Origin of the sequence: Brevibacillus brevis (assembly GCF_022026395.1) — a bacterium.
In the GTDB taxonomy this organism is placed as follows: Bacteria; Bacillota; Bacilli; order Brevibacillales; family Brevibacillaceae; genus Brevibacillus.
Map to the genome: position 1 here is coordinate 1,847,957 of NZ_CP041767.1, position 16,253 is coordinate 1,864,209.

At 49.2% G+C, this 16,253-nt stretch carries 14 protein-coding genes; 11 read left to right on the plus strand and 3 right to left on the minus strand.

Annotated elements, in window-relative coordinates:
• Positions 1 to 105 precede the first annotated feature (105 nt).
• Entirely contained in the window at positions 106 to 1,227 is a 1,122-nt protein-coding gene (gene glf / locus FO446_RS09225) for a UDP-galactopyranose mutase (RefSeq protein ID WP_237900453.1), read from the plus strand.
• On the opposite strand, the gene FO446_RS09230 is transcribed toward glf, so the two are convergent.
• Positions 1,228 to 2,022 (minus strand): glycosyltransferase family 2 protein, encoded by a 795-nt coding sequence (locus tag FO446_RS09230; RefSeq protein ID WP_237900455.1) that lies wholly within the window; start codon positions 2,020 to 2,022, stop codon positions 1,228 to 1,230.
• A gap of 231 nt (positions 2,023 to 2,253) precedes the next feature.
• Here FO446_RS09230 and gmd point away from each other — a divergent pair, with 231 nt between their 5' ends.
• From gmd to FO446_RS09275, 9 genes are all read left to right on the plus strand, one after another.
• The gene (gene gmd / locus FO446_RS09235) at positions 2,254 to 3,222 is read left to right on the plus strand and encodes a GDP-mannose 4,6-dehydratase (RefSeq protein WP_173608539.1); all 969 of its coding nucleotides are present in this window, start codon (positions 2,254 to 2,256) and stop codon (positions 3,220 to 3,222) included.
• A 278-nt stretch (positions 3,223 to 3,500) separates the two neighbouring features.
• Positions 3,501 to 4,526 carry an asparaginase gene (locus FO446_RS09240; protein ID WP_237900457.1) on the plus strand — a complete coding sequence of 342 codons (1,026 nt, stop codon included), beginning with the start codon at positions 3,501 to 3,503 and terminating at the stop codon, positions 4,524 to 4,526.
• 80 nt (positions 4,527 to 4,606) lie between these two features.
• On the plus strand, positions 4,607 to 6,277 hold the full coding sequence (locus tag FO446_RS09245; protein ID WP_173608537.1) for a peptide ABC transporter substrate-binding protein: 1,671 nt from the start codon (positions 4,607 to 4,609) through the stop codon (positions 6,275 to 6,277).
• A gap of 75 nt (positions 6,278 to 6,352) precedes the next feature.
• Positions 6,353 to 8,428 (plus strand): sigma-54 interaction domain-containing protein, encoded by a 2,076-nt coding sequence (locus tag FO446_RS09250; RefSeq protein ID WP_237900459.1) that lies wholly within the window; start codon positions 6,353 to 6,355, stop codon positions 8,426 to 8,428.
• Entirely contained in the window at positions 8,425 to 9,858 is a 1,434-nt protein-coding gene (gene pepV, locus FO446_RS09255; RefSeq protein WP_232774661.1) for a dipeptidase PepV, read from the plus strand. Before FO446_RS09250 ends, pepV begins: the two co-directional genes overlap by 4 nt.
• Before the next feature lie 15 nt (positions 9,859 to 9,873).
• Positions 9,874 to 10,806, plus strand: a complete 933-nt coding sequence (locus FO446_RS09260; protein ID WP_173608534.1) for an ABC transporter permease — start codon at positions 9,874 to 9,876, stop codon at positions 10,804 to 10,806.
• A gap of 9 nt (positions 10,807 to 10,815) precedes the next feature.
• Positions 10,816 to 11,751 carry an ABC transporter permease gene (locus FO446_RS09265; protein ID WP_173609126.1) on the plus strand — a complete coding sequence of 312 codons (936 nt, stop codon included), beginning with the start codon at positions 10,816 to 10,818 and terminating at the stop codon, positions 11,749 to 11,751.
• Between the two features lie 20 nt (positions 11,752 to 11,771).
• Positions 11,772 to 12,794: an ABC transporter ATP-binding protein gene (locus FO446_RS09270; RefSeq protein ID WP_237900461.1), complete on the plus strand. Its 1,023-nt coding sequence runs from the start codon at positions 11,772 to 11,774 to the stop codon at positions 12,792 to 12,794.
• Positions 12,791 to 13,741, plus strand: a complete 951-nt coding sequence (locus FO446_RS09275) for an ABC transporter ATP-binding protein (RefSeq protein WP_173608532.1) — start codon at positions 12,791 to 12,793, stop codon at positions 13,739 to 13,741. The genes FO446_RS09270 and FO446_RS09275 overlap by 4 nt, the downstream gene beginning before the upstream one ends.
• 49 nt (positions 13,742 to 13,790) lie before the next feature.
• Here FO446_RS09275 and FO446_RS09280 read toward each other — a convergent pair whose 3' ends face one another.
• Positions 13,791 to 14,168: a DUF3899 domain-containing protein gene (locus tag FO446_RS09280; RefSeq protein WP_173608531.1), complete on the minus strand. Its 378-nt coding sequence runs from the start codon at positions 14,166 to 14,168 to the stop codon at positions 13,791 to 13,793.
• Between the two features lie 18 nt (positions 14,169 to 14,186).
• A complete protein-coding gene (locus tag FO446_RS09285; protein WP_237900463.1) occupies positions 14,187 to 15,056 on the minus strand; it encodes a LysR family transcriptional regulator in 870 nt (289 codons plus the stop codon).
• A 126-nt stretch (positions 15,057 to 15,182) separates the two neighbouring features.
• Between FO446_RS09285 and FO446_RS09290 the strand changes: the two genes are divergently transcribed.
• The gene (locus FO446_RS09290) at positions 15,183 to 16,079 is read left to right on the plus strand and encodes a PhzF family phenazine biosynthesis protein (protein ID WP_173608529.1); all 897 of its coding nucleotides are present in this window, start codon (positions 15,183 to 15,185) and stop codon (positions 16,077 to 16,079) included.
• Positions 16,080 to 16,253 lie beyond the last annotated feature (174 nt).

Below are 16,253 nucleotides of genomic sequence, written 5' to 3' on the forward strand. Positions count from 1 at the left end.
ATAGAATTCACTCCCGCGTGTAGAGTACGACATCATTTACTAGGGTATTAACAGAATGGTAAGTGGTGAGTGGATGTGATGAAGACGGGAGGATGTGAGTCTAACATGAAGGTGGATTGGCTGATCGTCGGAGCTGGGTTTACAGGTGCTACACTCGCAGAGCGGATTGCCAATCAGCTTGATCAGAAAGTGTTGGTGGTAGAGGGGCGCAATCATATCGGAGGAAATGCTTATGATTGCTATGATGAGCAGGGGGTACTGATTCACAAATACGGTTCGCACACCTTTCATACGAATTCCAAGCTGGTTTGGGACTATTTGTCGCGTTTTACCCAGTGGCGGCCGTACTTCCATGAGGTGCGTGCCTATGTCGATGGCATAAAAATACCGCTGCCTTTCAATCTAAATGCATTGTCCGCATTGTTTTCCCCGCAATATGCACAGAAATTGGAGAGCTTGCTGATCCGTCAATATGGATTCGGGGCGAAGATTCCGATTCTGAAGCTTCGGGAAAGTACGCATGAAGAGCTTGGCTTTTTGGCTGAGTTCATTTATCAAAAAGTATTTCATCGGTATACCATCAAGCAATGGGATTTGAAGCCGGAGGAGCTGGATCCGTCTGTTTCCGCAAGGGTTCCTGTATATGTCAGCAGGGACAATCGGTTTTTTCAGGACACGTATCAGGGAATTCCGTTGCATGGCTTTACAGCAATGTTTCATCGTATGCTCGACCATCCGAATATTAAGGTGCTCCTCAATACGGACTATCAAGAAATCGCGGATGAAATTAGGTATAAACGTATGATTTACACAGGCCCGATCGATTCATTTTTTGGCAATAAGCATGGACAATTGCCTTATCGAAGCCTGCGCTTTCATTTTGAAACGCATCAAAAGGCATGGTACCAAGAAGTGGGGACGGTCAATTATCCCAATGAGTATGATTTCACCAGAATCCTCGAACAAAAGCACCTCACAGGTCAAGTCGTTCCTCACACAACCATATCTTTCGTATATCCACAGCCGTATTCACCTGGCAAAAACGAGCCATATTATCCAATTCCCCGCAAGGAAAACAGCCAACGGTACAGCCTCTATAAACAAGAAGCGGAGCAAATACGCGATCGGGTGCTTTTTGCGGGCAGGCTTGCGGACTATCAATACTACAACATGGATCAAGCAGTGGCGCGGGCATTGACCTTGTTTAAGCAGATTGTCGCAGAATAGTTAAGAAGGCTTCCTTTTTGGAATGAGCTTGCTCACATAGATCCAGCCCTCCGGTGTGTACACAAAAACAGGCTCGTATTCGTCTCCCCACAGTTTCAAGATTTTCGTTAGAATGTATTTTCTTGCTTTTGTCCATTGCGGCCAGTTTTTTATGTGGGAATTGTTGCTCTCGTGAATCAAATAATGATAGAGGTTCGCATCGACCCAGTGAATATTACCTGTTCCGATCAATTTTAATAACATGTACTTGTCATGAGAAAACCTTCCCTGCATTGGATCGTCACATTCAAATCCGCCGACATCACGAACCGCTTGTGTCCGATAAAAACGAGGCCAGACCATCGGAGCTTCCAGGTAATCATACTTATCTTCATAGATTGGAGGCCGCATGATTTCAGATAGTTCTCGCGTGTCACCCACTTCCCTCCAAAAAACGGTGTTGGAGAACACGACGTTCGTGGTTTCGGGTTGGCGCTCCATCTCATCCAACAAAATTTCTAAGGTTTTTCCGTCGAACCAGTCGTCCGAGTCAAGTGAGACAAAATAGGGCGTATTAATTCGTTCCAGAGCAGCAGCCATTGTTTTGCCGATCCCTGAATTTTCAGGGAGAAGTACGTAGTGAATGCGGGGATCACCGAGGTACTTTTCGACGATGGCCTGTGTGTGATCAGTAGAGGCGTCATCTACAATGAGGAGCTTCCAATCCTTGTGCGTTTGGTTCAACACACTTTCGATGGCTGCGGGGAGATACTTCGCCCGATTATAGGTTGGAATTACGACAGTAATGAGCGACATGGGGGTCGAAACACCTCTTTTGGTCATTTTGAAATATCTGCCGGCTGCCTACCTCCTTATTGAATTCTGACAACGGCTTGCTTTCATTAGTGTATTACGGACTTCTATTCTTGACTCTTACTCTGACAACTGAACGTATGAACATGATCCGGCATAAGCTTAAGAGATGCTTAAAGGGAACTTACCGGAATGAACATTACGGCACAGCCTGAAGAAGGGGAGTAGAAGCGGATGAAAACAGCTTTCCTCACAGGAATTACAGGTCAGGACGGCGCCTATCTGGCAAAATTTCTGCTGGAGAAGGGGTACCATGTGGTGGGACTGGTTCCACGCCGGAGCTCAGTGGACAGGTGGCGGCTGGAGTATTTGAACATCGCAGATCAGGTGGAGTACAAGGACGGCGATCTATTGGATGTGTCGTCGTTGACGCGTGCACTAAAGGCATGTAAACCAGCAGAAGTGTATCATTTAGGTGCACAGAGCTTTGTCGGTTCGTCATGGGAACAGCCTATTTTGACCGCGCAAGTAACAGGAATGGGTGTTCTGCATGTTCTGGAGGCGATTCGGGAAACAGACCCCTCCATCAAAATGTATCAGGCTTCGTCAAGTGAGCTGTACGGGCTAATCCAGGAGCCACAGCAATCGGAGCAAACGCCTTTTTACCCAAGGAGCCCATATGCAGTCTCCAAGCTGTTTGGCTACTGGATGACCAAAAACTATCGGGAAAGCTTTCAAATGTTTAGCACCAACGGCATTTTATTCAATCATGAATCACCTTTGCGTGGGCTGGAATTCGTTACGAGGAAAGTGACACATGCTGTCGCAAGAATTGCCGCGAACCAGCAAAAAGAACTGCGGCTGGGGAATATTCAGGCGAAGCGGGATTGGGGCTTTGCTGGAGATTTCGTAGAAGCGATGTGGCTGATGCTTCAGCAGGATAAGCCGGATGATTATGTCATAGCGACAGGAAAAACATCGACAGTGGAAGAGATGTGCAAAATCGCTTTCGATTATGTTGGGTTGAACTACCTGGATTACGTCGTGATCGACCCGGAATTGTATCGGCCAGCAGAAGTGGACATTTTGTTGGGCAATCCGGAAAAAGCGAAAAGAGAGCTCGACTGGACACCGAAAACGAAGTTGGAAGAGCTCATTCACATGATGGTCGAAGCGGATATGCAGCGGGTTGCCAAACAATAAGTGAAGCCTATTCAGGACACCCTATTTCCGATTGCGGGATAGAAAGGGGTGTTTTTCTTTTATTTGACCATGAAGGTAGCCTGATCATACAAAAGGACAACCTATTTATATTTATAGGGTGACTTATTTATCGTGTGGACTGTTATTTTTGTCCCACTACTCATGCGTAAAATAGCAGAAAATTCAATATTAACTGTCACATCAATGCGTTGGCACGCTAATTGCTTGAAGTAAAAAAGTACAATCATTCTACTATTCACACTCAAAGGAGACTTGCTATGAACGTCGTTGCCAACGTATACCGGGGAGAACAGGTAGAGAGCTCACATCTTGGTCATATCGCAGTCGTTGATTCGCAGGGGACATTGCTCTATTCGTACGGGGACCCGCATCGCCTCACATATGCACGCTCCAGTATGAAGCCGTTGCAGACGATTCCGGTAATCGAGACGGGGACGGCAGACCGGTATGGTTTTGAGCCAGCTGATCTCTCGCTCTGTTGCGCTTCTCACAGTGGAGAGCCACGCCATCGGACGCGGGCGCTCTCGATGCTTGCGCGAGCAGGTCAGCCAGAAGCAGCATTGCAATGCGGGACACATGTGCCACGGCATGAGGAGAGCTACAAACAGCTGATTCGGGAGGGCAAGCCGCTTACACCTGTATTCTCGAATTGCTCCGGCAAGCACTCCGGCATGATTGCCACGGCGACACATATGGGGGAGGACGTAACTACTTATCATTTGCCTACGCATCCGGTGCAACAACGGATTCTCGAAGTAGTCGAGGACATAACAGGCTACCCCAAAGACAAAATCAACCTCGGGACAGATGGCTGTGGGGTTCCCGTCCATCAATTGCCGCTCGCCCATTACGCGTGGGCATTCGCCAAGCTGGCGAGACCAGAGGTAATCGAGAATTCCGAGCGACGAAAAGCGGTTCAGCGAATTACGGATGCCATGACCGCTCATCCCGAAATGGTCGGAGGCGAGAATCGATATTGCACAGACCTCATGTCAGCCTTTGGCGGTCGTATCGTAGGGAAGGCAGGCGCTGAGTCCGTGTATTGCTTGGGGGATAGAGAAACAGGATTGGGCATTGCTATCAAAATCGAGGATGGAGGACCACGGGCGATCAACCCGGTCGTCAATGAAGTGCTTCGTCAACTGGGAATTGGCCTAGATGGTGCTTTGGATAGGCTCGCCGAATATACCAACCCGCCCATTACAAACATGAGTGGTAACGTTGTTGGACGGATCGAGACGTCCTTCCATCTAGCCAAGACAGATTTTTCTTTACGTGTATAAATGGCATTCCCAGCAGTGCCGTTTATTCATAAAGCAACAAAGGCTACATGTTGTTTAAAAAGAAAAGGGGGTCACATGCAATGAACATGCGAAAAGGATGGAAGCTGCTTAGTACCGCTGCACTTGTCACTGTCCTTGCCATTACAGGTTGTAGTCAGTCGGCAACGCCGACACAGCCAGGAGGGGGAGGTACAGCAGGTCAAGCGTCCTCAGATTCAGGTGGACAAGCCAATGCCGCTGCAAAACTCAAGCTCAACCTGAAGACCGAACCACCTTCGCTCGATCCGCCAAAGGGCTTTGACAGTACTTCCAACGAAGTGTTGAATGCCACAATGGAAGGCTTAGTTCGACTGGACAAGGATCACAAGCCGCAAGCAGCCATGGCTGAGAAATGGGCAGTGAGTGAGGATGGAAAAACGTACACCTTTACCCTACGCGATAGCAAATGGTCGAATGGTGAACCAGTCACAGCGCAGGATTTCGAGTTTGCGTTTAAGCGCATTGTCGATCCGAACAATGCATTCCCGTCTGCTTTTCTCGCCTATTACATCGATGGAGCAGAAGCGTTCAACAAAGGAACAGGAAATGCAGACGGCGTACAGGTAAAAGCCGTTGACGAGAAGACGTTTGAAGTAAAGCTGAAGGCACCAACAGGTTATTTCCTCCACATCCTGACGCAGCCGACCTTCTTCCCCGTGAATAAAAAAGTAGTGGAGAGCAATCCGAAATGGGCGGAAGGCGCCGCAAGCATCGTAACCAATGGACCATTCAAAATGGAAGACTGGGTTCATGACCAATCCGTGAAGCTGGTGAAAAACGACGGCTACTGGGATCGTGATTCAATCAAATATGCGGGAATCGAGTTTGTCATGGTCAACGATGAAAATACGCAATTCCAAATGTACAAAACAGGTCAGCTCGACATGATCCAGACCGTTCCCAATGATATGAAGAAACAGTTGATCGATTCCGGAGAAGCGAAGGTGGAGACAGAAGCGTCCATCTACTACTACCGGATGAACACCACCATGCCTCCATTCACGAACGCCAACATTCGGAAAGCATTTGCACTGGCCATCGATCGCAAAACCTTGATCGACAATGTTGTGCAAGGGAAACAAACACCTGCCATGGCTCATGTACCATTGGGCTTCCCGGAGCCAGACGGAGCGGATTTCCGCACAAAGGGCGGGGATTTCTTCAAGGATAACGATGTTGAGCAAGCAAAAGCATTGCTGAAAAAAGGGATGGAAGAAGAAGGCTGGACAACCCTCCCGCCTGTCACCATGACGTATAACACGAGTGATGCGCACAAGGCCATTGCGCAAGTTTTGCAGGAAATGTACAAGAAAAATCTCGGAGTAGATGTGAAGCTGGAAAACAAGGAGTGGAAAGTATTCTTGGCAGAACAGCGTGCCCGCACTCTTCAATTCTCCCGCTCGACGATCCCTGCCGACTACGGAGACCCGGTCAATTACCTGGAGCTGTTCGTGACTGACCATCCTGGAAACCGTATCAATTACAGCAACAAAGAGTATGACGCACTGGTCGAGAAGATTCGCAACACTGCTGACGAACCCGAGCGCTTCAAGCTCATGCATGACGCGGAGAAAATTTTCATGGATGAAATGCCACTCGTACCTATCTATTTCGGCACAAAAGTATTTATGGAGCAGCCAAATATTAAAGGCATTGTTCGCCATCCAGTCGGCACGATTGACTACAAATGGGTAGAAATCGGCAATAAGTAATAAGTAAAATAAGCGAAGACAAGAGCGAATATTCGAATCGTTCTTGTCTTCACTTTACATCTTGGAGCGGCTGATATGGACAAAAAATCGATTATATTTATTGCGAGAATGGATGAGTTTCTGCAGTCCGTCGTTAGTCAATATCATGAATTGGGAATCGGCGATGATATCCATGTCGAGGCGATGCGAGTCGACCAGCTTCCGTTACGCCCGATCACGCCTGGTGCTCTCGTTATTGTATCCACGAAAAGCATCGTCCCCCTTGTACAACCGTATGTGCCGAAAGAATCCAGCATCATCGTTGCCAAGCGAATGCTGCCATACCATAATTTGCGCGGCATGCTGGAAATCCCGAAAGGCGTGAAAGTGCTTCTCGTCAGTGACACCAAGGAAACTGCTGAAGAAAATGTGGAATTGCTGCGTGCGTCAGGGATGGATTTTGAACTATATCCTTATTATCCAGGTGCTGACTATCCGCCTGACATCGAGATTGCAGTAACGCCAGGGGAGGCAGAGCATGTCCCCCCGCACATTCGCAAAGTTGTCGATATCGGGTATCGGATCATCGATTTATCTACATGGCTTGCCATCTACTCTCATTTTAAAAACGGCAATTTTCAAAAGGTGACCGCACGCGCCATGCAATCGTTGGTCGATATTACCAAAGAGCTAAACAACGAGATTCAGCATGCGCATCTCTTGAGCAAATATTTGGAGGCCATCGTCAATCGAATCGAAGACGCAGTGATTGCCATGGACGAAAAAGAAAACATCCGTTTTGTCAATCAGAAAGCGATCGATACGTTGCAGATGGAAGGGAATGAAGTCGTCGGTGAGCGGGCGTCCAATTGCTTGCCTGCGAGTTTCTATCAGTTGATCCGGCAGTGTGAAGAGAATAAGGATGTTTTGGTAGATTGGGCGAACAAAACCTACTTTTTCCGCAAAATGCATATCGTCATGGAAGGAAGCTTTCTCGGGAGTCTGCTTTTGTTTCGTCAGGCGGCAGAAATTGAAAAGCTGGAGCATGATTATCGCATGCGTCTTTACAGCAAAGGATTGGTAGCCAAATACCAATTTGATGATTTTTATGGGGAGAGTACCCCTGTACAAAAAATCATTCAGATTGCCCGCAAAATCGCAAGAAGCAACTCCACCGTACTGTTGTTGGGAGAGACAGGGACAGGGAAGGAATTGCTCGCCCAGGCTATCCACAATGCTTCGCCACGCAGAAGAGAGCCGTTTGTTGGGGTCAACTTCGCTGCCATATCGGAATCTCTTTTGGAAAGCGAGCTGTTCGGCTATGAAGAAGGAGCTTTTACCGGAGCGCGTAAAGGTGGACATATCGGTTGGTTTGAATTGGCCCACAAAGGGACCATTTTTCTCGATGAGATCGGAGATGCCAGCACCGCTATTCAAAACCGACTGCTGCGTGTTTTGCAAGAACGACAGATTATGCGCGTAGGTGGCAGCAAGATCATCCCGACAGATATTCGCGTCATCGCAGCAACGAATCAAGATTTGCAGCGGATGATTGCGGAAGGGGCCTTCCGTGCTGATTTGTATTATCGTCTGAATATCTTGCCGATTCATTTGCCGCCCCTGCGGAACAGACGGGAGGATATCCCGTGGTTGGCCCATCAATTTATGAAAAAATATTCCTATGATTTGCGCCGTCCGCCGTTTACGTTGACCAATGAAGCGATGCGGGCGCTCCATGAGTACGATTGGCCTGGAAATATTCGCGAGCTCGAAAATGTAATCGAGTATTTAGCGCATGTCGTGGAGGATGAAGCGTATCCGTATCATTTACCATTTCTACGGGAAATACCGGAAGCGCCGTTGCCTGTAGATGGTCTACACAACGAATGTGAAAGTATCGTCACCGAATATAAAAAACGGGGATTTCTGGATGAAATCACGGCTATTTTGCAGGAGCTGGCGCACGGAAGCGGCGGACGCTATACGCTACTTGGGCAGTTGCAAGAACAAGGTCACTCGGTTACCTTGCAACAGCTGCGCTATCGCCTGAAGCTTTTGCAGCAGGATGAGCTGATTCAAGTGGGAAAAGGAAGACAAGGAAGTCAGATTTCCTCGAAAGGTGAATCGTTTCTTGCCTATCTACATCGGATGAAAGCAGGGGAACGCATATGAGCGATTACTGGCGGCAGCAAGCGCTTTTGCAAAGAGAGCAGTACCTGGATGATTTGAAATCTTTTCTTTCCATTAACAGCATCGAAGACATGACGACGGCAAAAGAAGGAAAGCCATTTGGTGAAGGTGTTGCCGCTGCGCTTGAAGCCATGCTCGAACGCGGTGAACTGGATGGCTTCCAGATCAAAAACCTGGATGGTTACGCGGGGACAATCGAGTTCGGCAGTGGGGAAGAAGAGATCGGCGTGCTCGTTCATATCGATGTCGTCACTGTGGGAGAAGGTTGGACGACCCCGCCTTTTGAACCGAGCATTCGCGACGGTCGCATCTATGCACGGGGAGCGATTGATGACAAAGGCCCAGCGATGGCTGCGTACTATGCGCTAAAGCTGGTCAAGGATTCAGGCTTGCCACTGACAAAACGCGTGCGAATGATCATCGGAACAGATGAAGAGAGCGGCTGGCTGTGCATGAAGCATTTTGCCCAGCGTGATCGCATCCCGCCGATTGGCTTTTCACCTGATTCCTCCTTTCCGATGACACATGCCGAGAAGGGACAGATCAACCCAACGTTGACGATTCCAGCGATGGAAACAATCGTACCAAATGGTGTGTGGCAACTAGCTTCCTTTGTCTCCGGTGACCAAGGCAACAGTGTTCCCGAAAAAGCAGTCGCTCTTGTACGGCTGGACTCTCAGGCGCGGCAGGAGGTCGTCCTTTCTCGATTGGCAGAAGACTGGGAGATGTTTCTGAATGAAAATCACACAACTGGTCGTATGGAACTGGTAGGGCTGGGACAGTTGCAATTCACGCTCGCAGGAAAGCCAGCTCATGGGATGGCGCCATTCCAAGGTGTGAATGCGGGAACCTTGTTGGCTACTTTTTTACGCTCGTATCCGTTTGGTGGCTCCAGTTTGTCTTTTCTTACGATGTTGGCTGATATTCTGCATGAAGATTATTTTGCTCACCAGCTGCATATGGCTTGTGAGGATGAAGTGTCAGGCAAGCTGACGGTCAATGCGGGGATATTGCATTACGATTCCAGCGAAGGGGGCACAGTTCGGCTCAATATACGCTATCCGGCGACTGTCTCCTGTGAAGAATACGTAGAGAAATTGAAGCAAAGGACTGCAGAGCTGGGCTGGACGATTTCCGCTTTGCGGACATCCAAGTCGCATTATGTACCCAAAGATCATCCTGTGATAAGTACTTTGTCGCGGGTGTACGAGGAGCACACGGGAGAGCCGGCGACCCTTCTTTCCTCAGGTGGAGCAACTTACGCCAAAATCATGCCGTATGGTGTTGCTTTCGGCCCGCTCTTTCCAGGCAAAGAATCCATGGCCCATCTGACTGATGAATATGCCGAGATTGACGACCTGCTGCGTGCCATGGCGATTTACGCGCATGCCATTTACGAGCTGGCTAAGTAAACGAGGAGGACTTCCATGTCAAACTATCTGGTAAAACGTATTTTGATGATGTTCGTCACCCTGTGGATTATCGTGACGCTGACGTTTGCCTTGATGCATGCCATTCCGGGGAACCCGTTTGCCTCCGAGTCGGATCAACTGCCAGAGCAAATTCTCAATAATTTACGTGCCAAATACAACTTGGACGAACCATTACCTGTTCAATACGTTTTATATCTGAAAAATCTGTTAATGCTTGACTTGGGCCCATCCATCAAATCAGACTCTCGTGGAGTCAATGACATGATTTCCGATGGCTTTGCAGCATCTGCGTGGTTGGGTGTGCAAGCGATTGGGATCGCACTCCTTTTCGGAATTTCGTTGGGCATCATCGCAGCGCTCAATCGCAACAAATGGCTGGACTACGTTGCCATGGCGCTTGCCGTATTGGGGGTAGCCATTCCGAGCTTCATTATGGCACCGCTTCTGATCAATTTCTTCGCGATCAAGTTGCCGCTCTTTCCCGTTGCGACATGGGGTACGTGGATGCATACGATACTGCCTTCATTGGCGCTCGCCTTTGGTCCAGTTGCGGTCATTACCCGCTACATGCGTGCCAGCATGATTGAGGTCATGAACCAGAACTACATTCGAACAGCAGAGGCAAAGGGGATTCCCATGCTTATCATTGTCGTCAGACATGGAATTCGCAATGCGATTCTGCCTGTGGTCACCTTTCTTGGTCCTTTGATTGCCAGTTTGATAACGGGAACCTTTGTCGTGGAAAAAATCTTTGCAATCCCGGGCATTGGCAAGTACTTCGTAGACGGCATTTTCAACCGTGACTATCCGGTCATTTTGGGTACGACGATTTTTTACAGTGCGATTCTGATTTTTACCATTTTCCTGATTGATATGGCATACACCCTGATTGACCCACGGATCAAGCTGACCAACAAGGAGAGATAAACTGTGGCGATGGAGCACAAAGTGGACCCGTTGTTTCGCCCGTTGGCGAAAAATATACAGGCGAATGTCATTGCACGACCCAGTCTCAGCAATGGGCAGCAGGTCGTTCGGAAGCTGCTGAAAAACAAGCTGGCTATGCTGGGCCTTTTCATTATTCTCGCTTTGGTTGGCATGGCGATCATTGGACCGAATCTCGTGCCGTATAGTTATTCCGACCAGAGCTTGCTGACCAAAAATCAGGAAATTTCCGCAGAGCATTGGTTCGGGACGGATGAGCTGGGACGTGACATGTTTGCCCGTACGTGGTATGGGGCGAGGATTTCTTTGACGATTGGCATTGTCGCGGCATTCATCGACCTGGTTATCGGAGTGACAGTCGGGGGAATTGCGGGTTATATGGCAGGGCGAGGCAAACGAGGGGATCGCATCGATACGATCATCATGCGTATTATCGAGGTTTTGTATGGGCTGCCGTATTTGCTGGTCGTCATTTTGCTCATGGTCGTGATGGAGCCGGGAATGCTGACGATTATTATTGCCCTGTCTGCTACGGGCTGGGTCGGCATGGCGCGGTTGGTCCGCGGACAAATCCTGCAATTGAAAAATCAAGAGTTCATTCTGGCTGCCCAAGTACTGGGGGCGAAGTTTTCACGAATTTTGCTCAAGCATCTGATTCCCAACACATTTGGCGTCATTATCGTCAATCTGACCTTTACGATTCCATCGGCCATTTTTGCGGAATCTTTTCTCAGCTTTCTTGGACTCGGTGTACAAGCTCCCGTCGCCAGTTGGGGGACGATGACAAACGATGGCTTGGGCGTTATTTTGACGGGTGATTGGTGGCGACTGTTTTTCCCGGCATTGATGATCTCGCTGACGATGTTCGCCTTTAACGTATTCGGCGACGGTTTGCAGGATGCGCTTGATCCGCGTCTACGCGATTAGAGACGACAGGGGGGATGAGGATGAATCAGCATTTGCTGACAATCGATAACTTGCGGGTGAATTTCAAGACATATGGTGGCGAGGTACAAGCTGTGCGCGGTGTGTCCTTTTACGTGGATAAAGGGGAGACTGTTGCCATCGTAGGGGAGAGTGGATGTGGCAAGAGCGTTACAGCTCAAGCGATTATGGGATTAATCCCTAACCCACCTGGAAAAATCGTCGGGGGCAAGGTTGTATTTGAAGGAACGGAGATCAGTCACTTGCCCAAAAAAGAGCTGCTCGGTATTCGCGGAACGCAGATCGGCATGGTGTTTCAAGACCCGATGACGGCGCTCAATCCGACGATGAAGGTAGGGGCACAAATCGTAGAGGGGTTCGTTCGCAGTCATCAAGTATCGAGAGAGGAAGCGAGAAAGCGAGCGATTGAGATGCTTTCACTCGTAGGAATACCCGATCCGGAAAAGCGAATCGATCAGTACCCGCACCAATTCAGCGGAGGGATGCGTCAGCGTGTGGTCATTGCGATTGCTCTTGCTTGCCAACCCAAGCTGGTGATTGCTGATGAGCCGACGACAGCACTGGATGTGACGATTCAGGCGCAGATTTTGGATTTGCTCAAGCGATTGCAAGAGGAACAGGAGTTATCTGTTGTGATTATTACGCATGATTTGGGAGTCGTAGCGGAGATTGCTCATCGCATGGTTGTCATGTATGCGGGGATAGTTGTAGAGACGGGTACGGTTGAGGACGTTTTTGCAAGTCCTCGTCACCCGTATACATGGGGACTCATGCGTTCTCTTCCACGGCTGGATGAAGGCGAAAAGCAACGGCTGATTCCCATCGAAGGCAGTCCTCCAGATTTGTTCAATCCCCCAGTCGGCTGTCCGTTTGCTGCACGTTGTGATTTTGCGATGGAGATATGCGAACAGCAGATGCCCGTAACGAGCGAATTCGGTCGTGGACATCAGGCTGCTTGTTGGCTTCACGATCCACGGGCACCGCGAATAGAGGAGCTGGTGGCAGCAGGGAGGCAGGGAGTATGACAGAGGCTTTGCTTGATGTTCGCGATTTGAAAAAGTATTTTTCACTTGGAACGGGATTTGATTTGAAAGCAGTTGATGGTGTTTCGTTTACGATCAACAAAGGGGAGACTTTCGGTCTGGTCGGCGAAAGTGGCTGCGGGAAGTCTACACTAGGCCGGACGATTATTCGCCTGTATGACCATACAGATGGCGAAGTGCTGTTCAAAGGGAAGAATGTTCATCAGCTTCGGGGAAAAGAAGCGGGGCAGTTCAACCGGGATGCCCAGATGATTTTCCAGGACCCGCAAGCAAGTCTGAACCCGCGTATGACCGTGGAGGATATTATTGCAGAGGGCTTGGACATCCACCATCTGAATCGCGGAATGAGACGAGAGCGTGTGGCGGAACTGCTCCATCTAGTGGGTTTGCATAAGGACCATGCGCAGCGTTTTCCGCATGAATTCAGTGGGGGACAGCGCCAACGGATCGGAATCGCGCGGGCGTTGGCAGTAGAGCCGGAATTTATTATTGCCGACGAGCCGATCTCTGCACTCGACGTCTCGATTCAAGCACAAGTCGTCAATTTATTGGAGGATTTGCAGCATGATCGCGGATTGACCTATTTGTTCATCGCGCATGATCTGTCCATGGTCAAACATATTTCCAACCGGATTGGCGTCATGTATTTGGGCAAAATGGTCGAGCTGGCGTCGAGCTATGAGCTGTACGCTCGTCCGTTGCACCCGTATACGCAGGCTTTGCTCTCTTCTGTGCCAGTGCCGGACCCGACGGTAAAGCGAGAGCGTATCGTTTTGCAGGGAGATTTGCCAAGTCCAGCCAACAAGCCGAGTGGCTGCGGTTTTCGTACACGCTGCCCACTCGTACAACCTCGTTGTGCGGAAGAAGTGCCGAGGTGGCAGGAGGCACAACCCGGGCATTGGGTGGCTTGTCATTTGATAGAGTCGTAAGAGAGGAAGAAGGGCTGTTCCCGCTCGGTGGGACAGCCCTTTTTTGAGATTAAAGATAGTAGAAACAGGTTAGAACGATCGAGAAGACAATCAGCCCAGTGCCCGACGTGAGAAAAAGCGAGGTTCCGATTCGTACGAACGACTCTTTTTTTTCCTCGAAAGCAAGGTCGTTAGCTTGAACGATATCACTGTCCATCATGCGAGGTTTGCGGAAAAACATCCCTTTCAGTTGCTTGAAGCCACGCAGAAAAATCGTGAAAAATCCAGAACGTGTCACGACGGCAATACTCCCTGCGATCAACAGGAAAAGCCCGATTAAAAAGCTCTGGTTAATCAATGGCACCAACGTATCGGCTTGTATGGTAATCCCTAAAATCACACTGCAGATCACGGAGAGAGCGAGTAGGAGAATGAGCCATTTTTTCAACGAAGAAGCACGTCCTTTTTATAGTGTGGGTGCAATGCTCTCTGCTTCCCGCAAAAAGGCTTGAACGGCAGGTGGGGCTTCACGAAGCGAACGTACAGCCAAGCCGATTTGCCGAGAGAGAGGCGGCGTGATTGGTATGACAGCGACATCGGGTAGTTGCGCTGGTAGAGTCAGTGACGGAACGACTGTCACCCCAACACCGCTTTCTACCATGGCCAAGATCGTTGTATTATCAGCGACTTCATAGGAAACATTTGGTGTAAGCCCAGCCTTGGCAAATTCCGCGCCAATCAACAAGTGACAGCCCGCCATGGGCATGAGAAACGATTCGCGGGCTAATTGCTCCAAGGTCAGCGCGGGCTCTTTTGCCAGGGGATGATTGGCTGGCACGACAGCCTGCAGGGCGTCTGTCGTTAGCAAAATTCCCTCCAGCTCGTCATCGGGCCACACATGAAAACCGACATCGACAACCCCCGAGACAATCCATTCTTTTATTTCTTGATAGCTTCCTTCATATAGCTTTGTTTGCATATGCGGATAGTGACTTTCTACCGACTTTAGCAATTTTGGCAGGATCTGAGCAGTTATGCTGGGAAAAGAAGCAATCCGGAGCGTTGCCTCCACATGCTCGTTTGATTCGGCAGCCACCTGTTTAATCAGTGAGACGTTTTCCAATATCGTCCGGGCAGAGGCGACGATTTTTTCGCCAGCTGCGGTCAGCTTAACACCGCTGCGATTGCGGGTGAACAAGGATATGCCGAGCTCTTTCTCCAGTGCGCCGATCGTATGACTGACACCCGACTGGCTTAAACCGATTTGCTCTCCTGCTCGTGTGAAGTTGCCAGTGTTGGTGACAGCCACAAGGACTTCCATTTGAAACAAAGTCATGGAGCTCTCCTTTCATGAAGTTTTTATCATGGTTGGTATGCGAAAGCTTCATTTTACAGCGCGGTTGCCTCATTTTATGATGAAAAGCAAGAGAAGCATTCGTTTAAGAAAAGGAGAGAAACAACCATGAATCATGTGAGCGTATATCATGTGGACGCGTTTACGAAAGAGCCGTTTGCAGGCAATCCCGCGGGCGTCATCCCGGAAGCAGGTACTTTGACTTTACAACAAATGCAGAAAATTGCCAATGAGTTGAATCTTCCTGAGTCTGCCTTTTTGATGCCATCCGACCATCCAGGAGCAGATTTTCGCATTCGCTACTTTTCTCCTTCGGTTGAGATCGATTTCTGCGGCCATGCGACAGTGGGTTCTGCTTGGATATTGGCGACAGAACGCGGATGGTTGGAAAAGGGTAGCCGTATCGTGTTTGAGACAAACGTCGGTTTGATTCCTGTTCAATTGGTGAAGGAGGATGGCCAGTTACAGCGAGTGGAAATGACCCAAATCAAGCCTTCTGTGCAGGAGATTGAATTAGACAGCGAAGAGGTAGCGAGGCTGGTTGGCATAACATTGCCCGATCTGGATGATCGCTATCCGATGAAGCTCGCTTCCACTGGCAATAGGCATCTGCTCGTTCCGGTTCGCACTCGTCAGGCAATCGATGCAGCGCAGCCATTGCTTTCTTCGCTGGCAGAAATGAACAGGGAACACGGCATCACAACCACCCATTTGTTTACGTGGGATGCTCCTGAAGGCTATGACTTGTATACGAGGGATTTTGCGCCTGCGATTGGGATTGCGGAAGATCCGGTAACAGGTGCTGCAAACGGGGCACTGGCTGGCTATCTGGCATTGGAAGAGTTGATTCCTGCTGGCAAAGTAACGCAACTCGTCATAGGGCAAGGACATGCGATTGGTCGGCCAGGAAAGCTGTATGTAACGGTTGATCGATCTGGAGAGGAGCCTGTTATTCGTGTAGCGGGTGAGGCGCATTTGACGATTGCGGGACAGATGAGGGGATAAATAAGGAAAAGAGAAAGGCGTTCTTGTCTAAGAACGTCTTTTTTTGTCTTTATTTCCTGTTGATCCAATATAAGGAATTCATTATAATTCAAATTGTGTGTTTAAGGAATATTTCAATAATTTTACCTGTACTTATTTTCTTGCGGTTTTGAATCGGTATGGGGGAGGGAGTCT

What these genes read in the sequence shown, in the direction of transcription:
- FO446_RS09245 (WP_173608537.1), top strand. Translation starts at nt 4,607, where the DNA reads ATGAACATGCGAAAAGGATGGAAGCTGCTTAGTACCGCTGCACTTGTC.
- FO446_RS09265 (WP_173609126.1), top strand. Translation starts at nt 10,816, where the DNA reads ATGGAGCACAAAGTGGACCCGTTGTTTCGCCCGTTGGCGAAAAATATA.
- FO446_RS09290 (WP_173608529.1), top strand. Translation starts at nt 15,183, where the DNA reads ATGAATCATGTGAGCGTATATCATGTGGACGCGTTTACGAAAGAGCCG.
- FO446_RS09230 (WP_237900455.1), bottom strand. Translation starts at nt 2,022, where the DNA reads ATGTCGCTCATTACTGTCGTAATTCCAACCTATAATCGGGCGAAGTAT.
- FO446_RS09250 (WP_237900459.1), top strand. Translation starts at nt 6,353, where the DNA reads ATGGACAAAAAATCGATTATATTTATTGCGAGAATGGATGAGTTTCTG.
- glf (WP_237900453.1), top strand. Translation starts at nt 106, where the DNA reads ATGAAGGTGGATTGGCTGATCGTCGGAGCTGGGTTTACAGGTGCTACA.
- FO446_RS09270 (WP_237900461.1), top strand. Translation starts at nt 11,772, where the DNA reads ATGAATCAGCATTTGCTGACAATCGATAACTTGCGGGTGAATTTCAAG.
- FO446_RS09240 (WP_237900457.1), top strand. Translation starts at nt 3,501, where the DNA reads ATGAACGTCGTTGCCAACGTATACCGGGGAGAACAGGTAGAGAGCTCA.
- FO446_RS09275 (WP_173608532.1), top strand. Translation starts at nt 12,791, where the DNA reads ATGACAGAGGCTTTGCTTGATGTTCGCGATTTGAAAAAGTATTTTTCA.
- FO446_RS09285 (WP_237900463.1), bottom strand. Translation starts at nt 15,056, where the DNA reads ATGACTTTGTTTCAAATGGAAGTCCTTGTGGCTGTCACCAACACTGGC.
- gmd (WP_173608539.1), top strand. Translation starts at nt 2,254, where the DNA reads ATGAAAACAGCTTTCCTCACAGGAATTACAGGTCAGGACGGCGCCTAT.
- FO446_RS09260 (WP_173608534.1), top strand. Translation starts at nt 9,874, where the DNA reads ATGTCAAACTATCTGGTAAAACGTATTTTGATGATGTTCGTCACCCTG.
- pepV (WP_232774661.1), top strand. Translation starts at nt 8,425, where the DNA reads ATGAGCGATTACTGGCGGCAGCAAGCGCTTTTGCAAAGAGAGCAGTAC.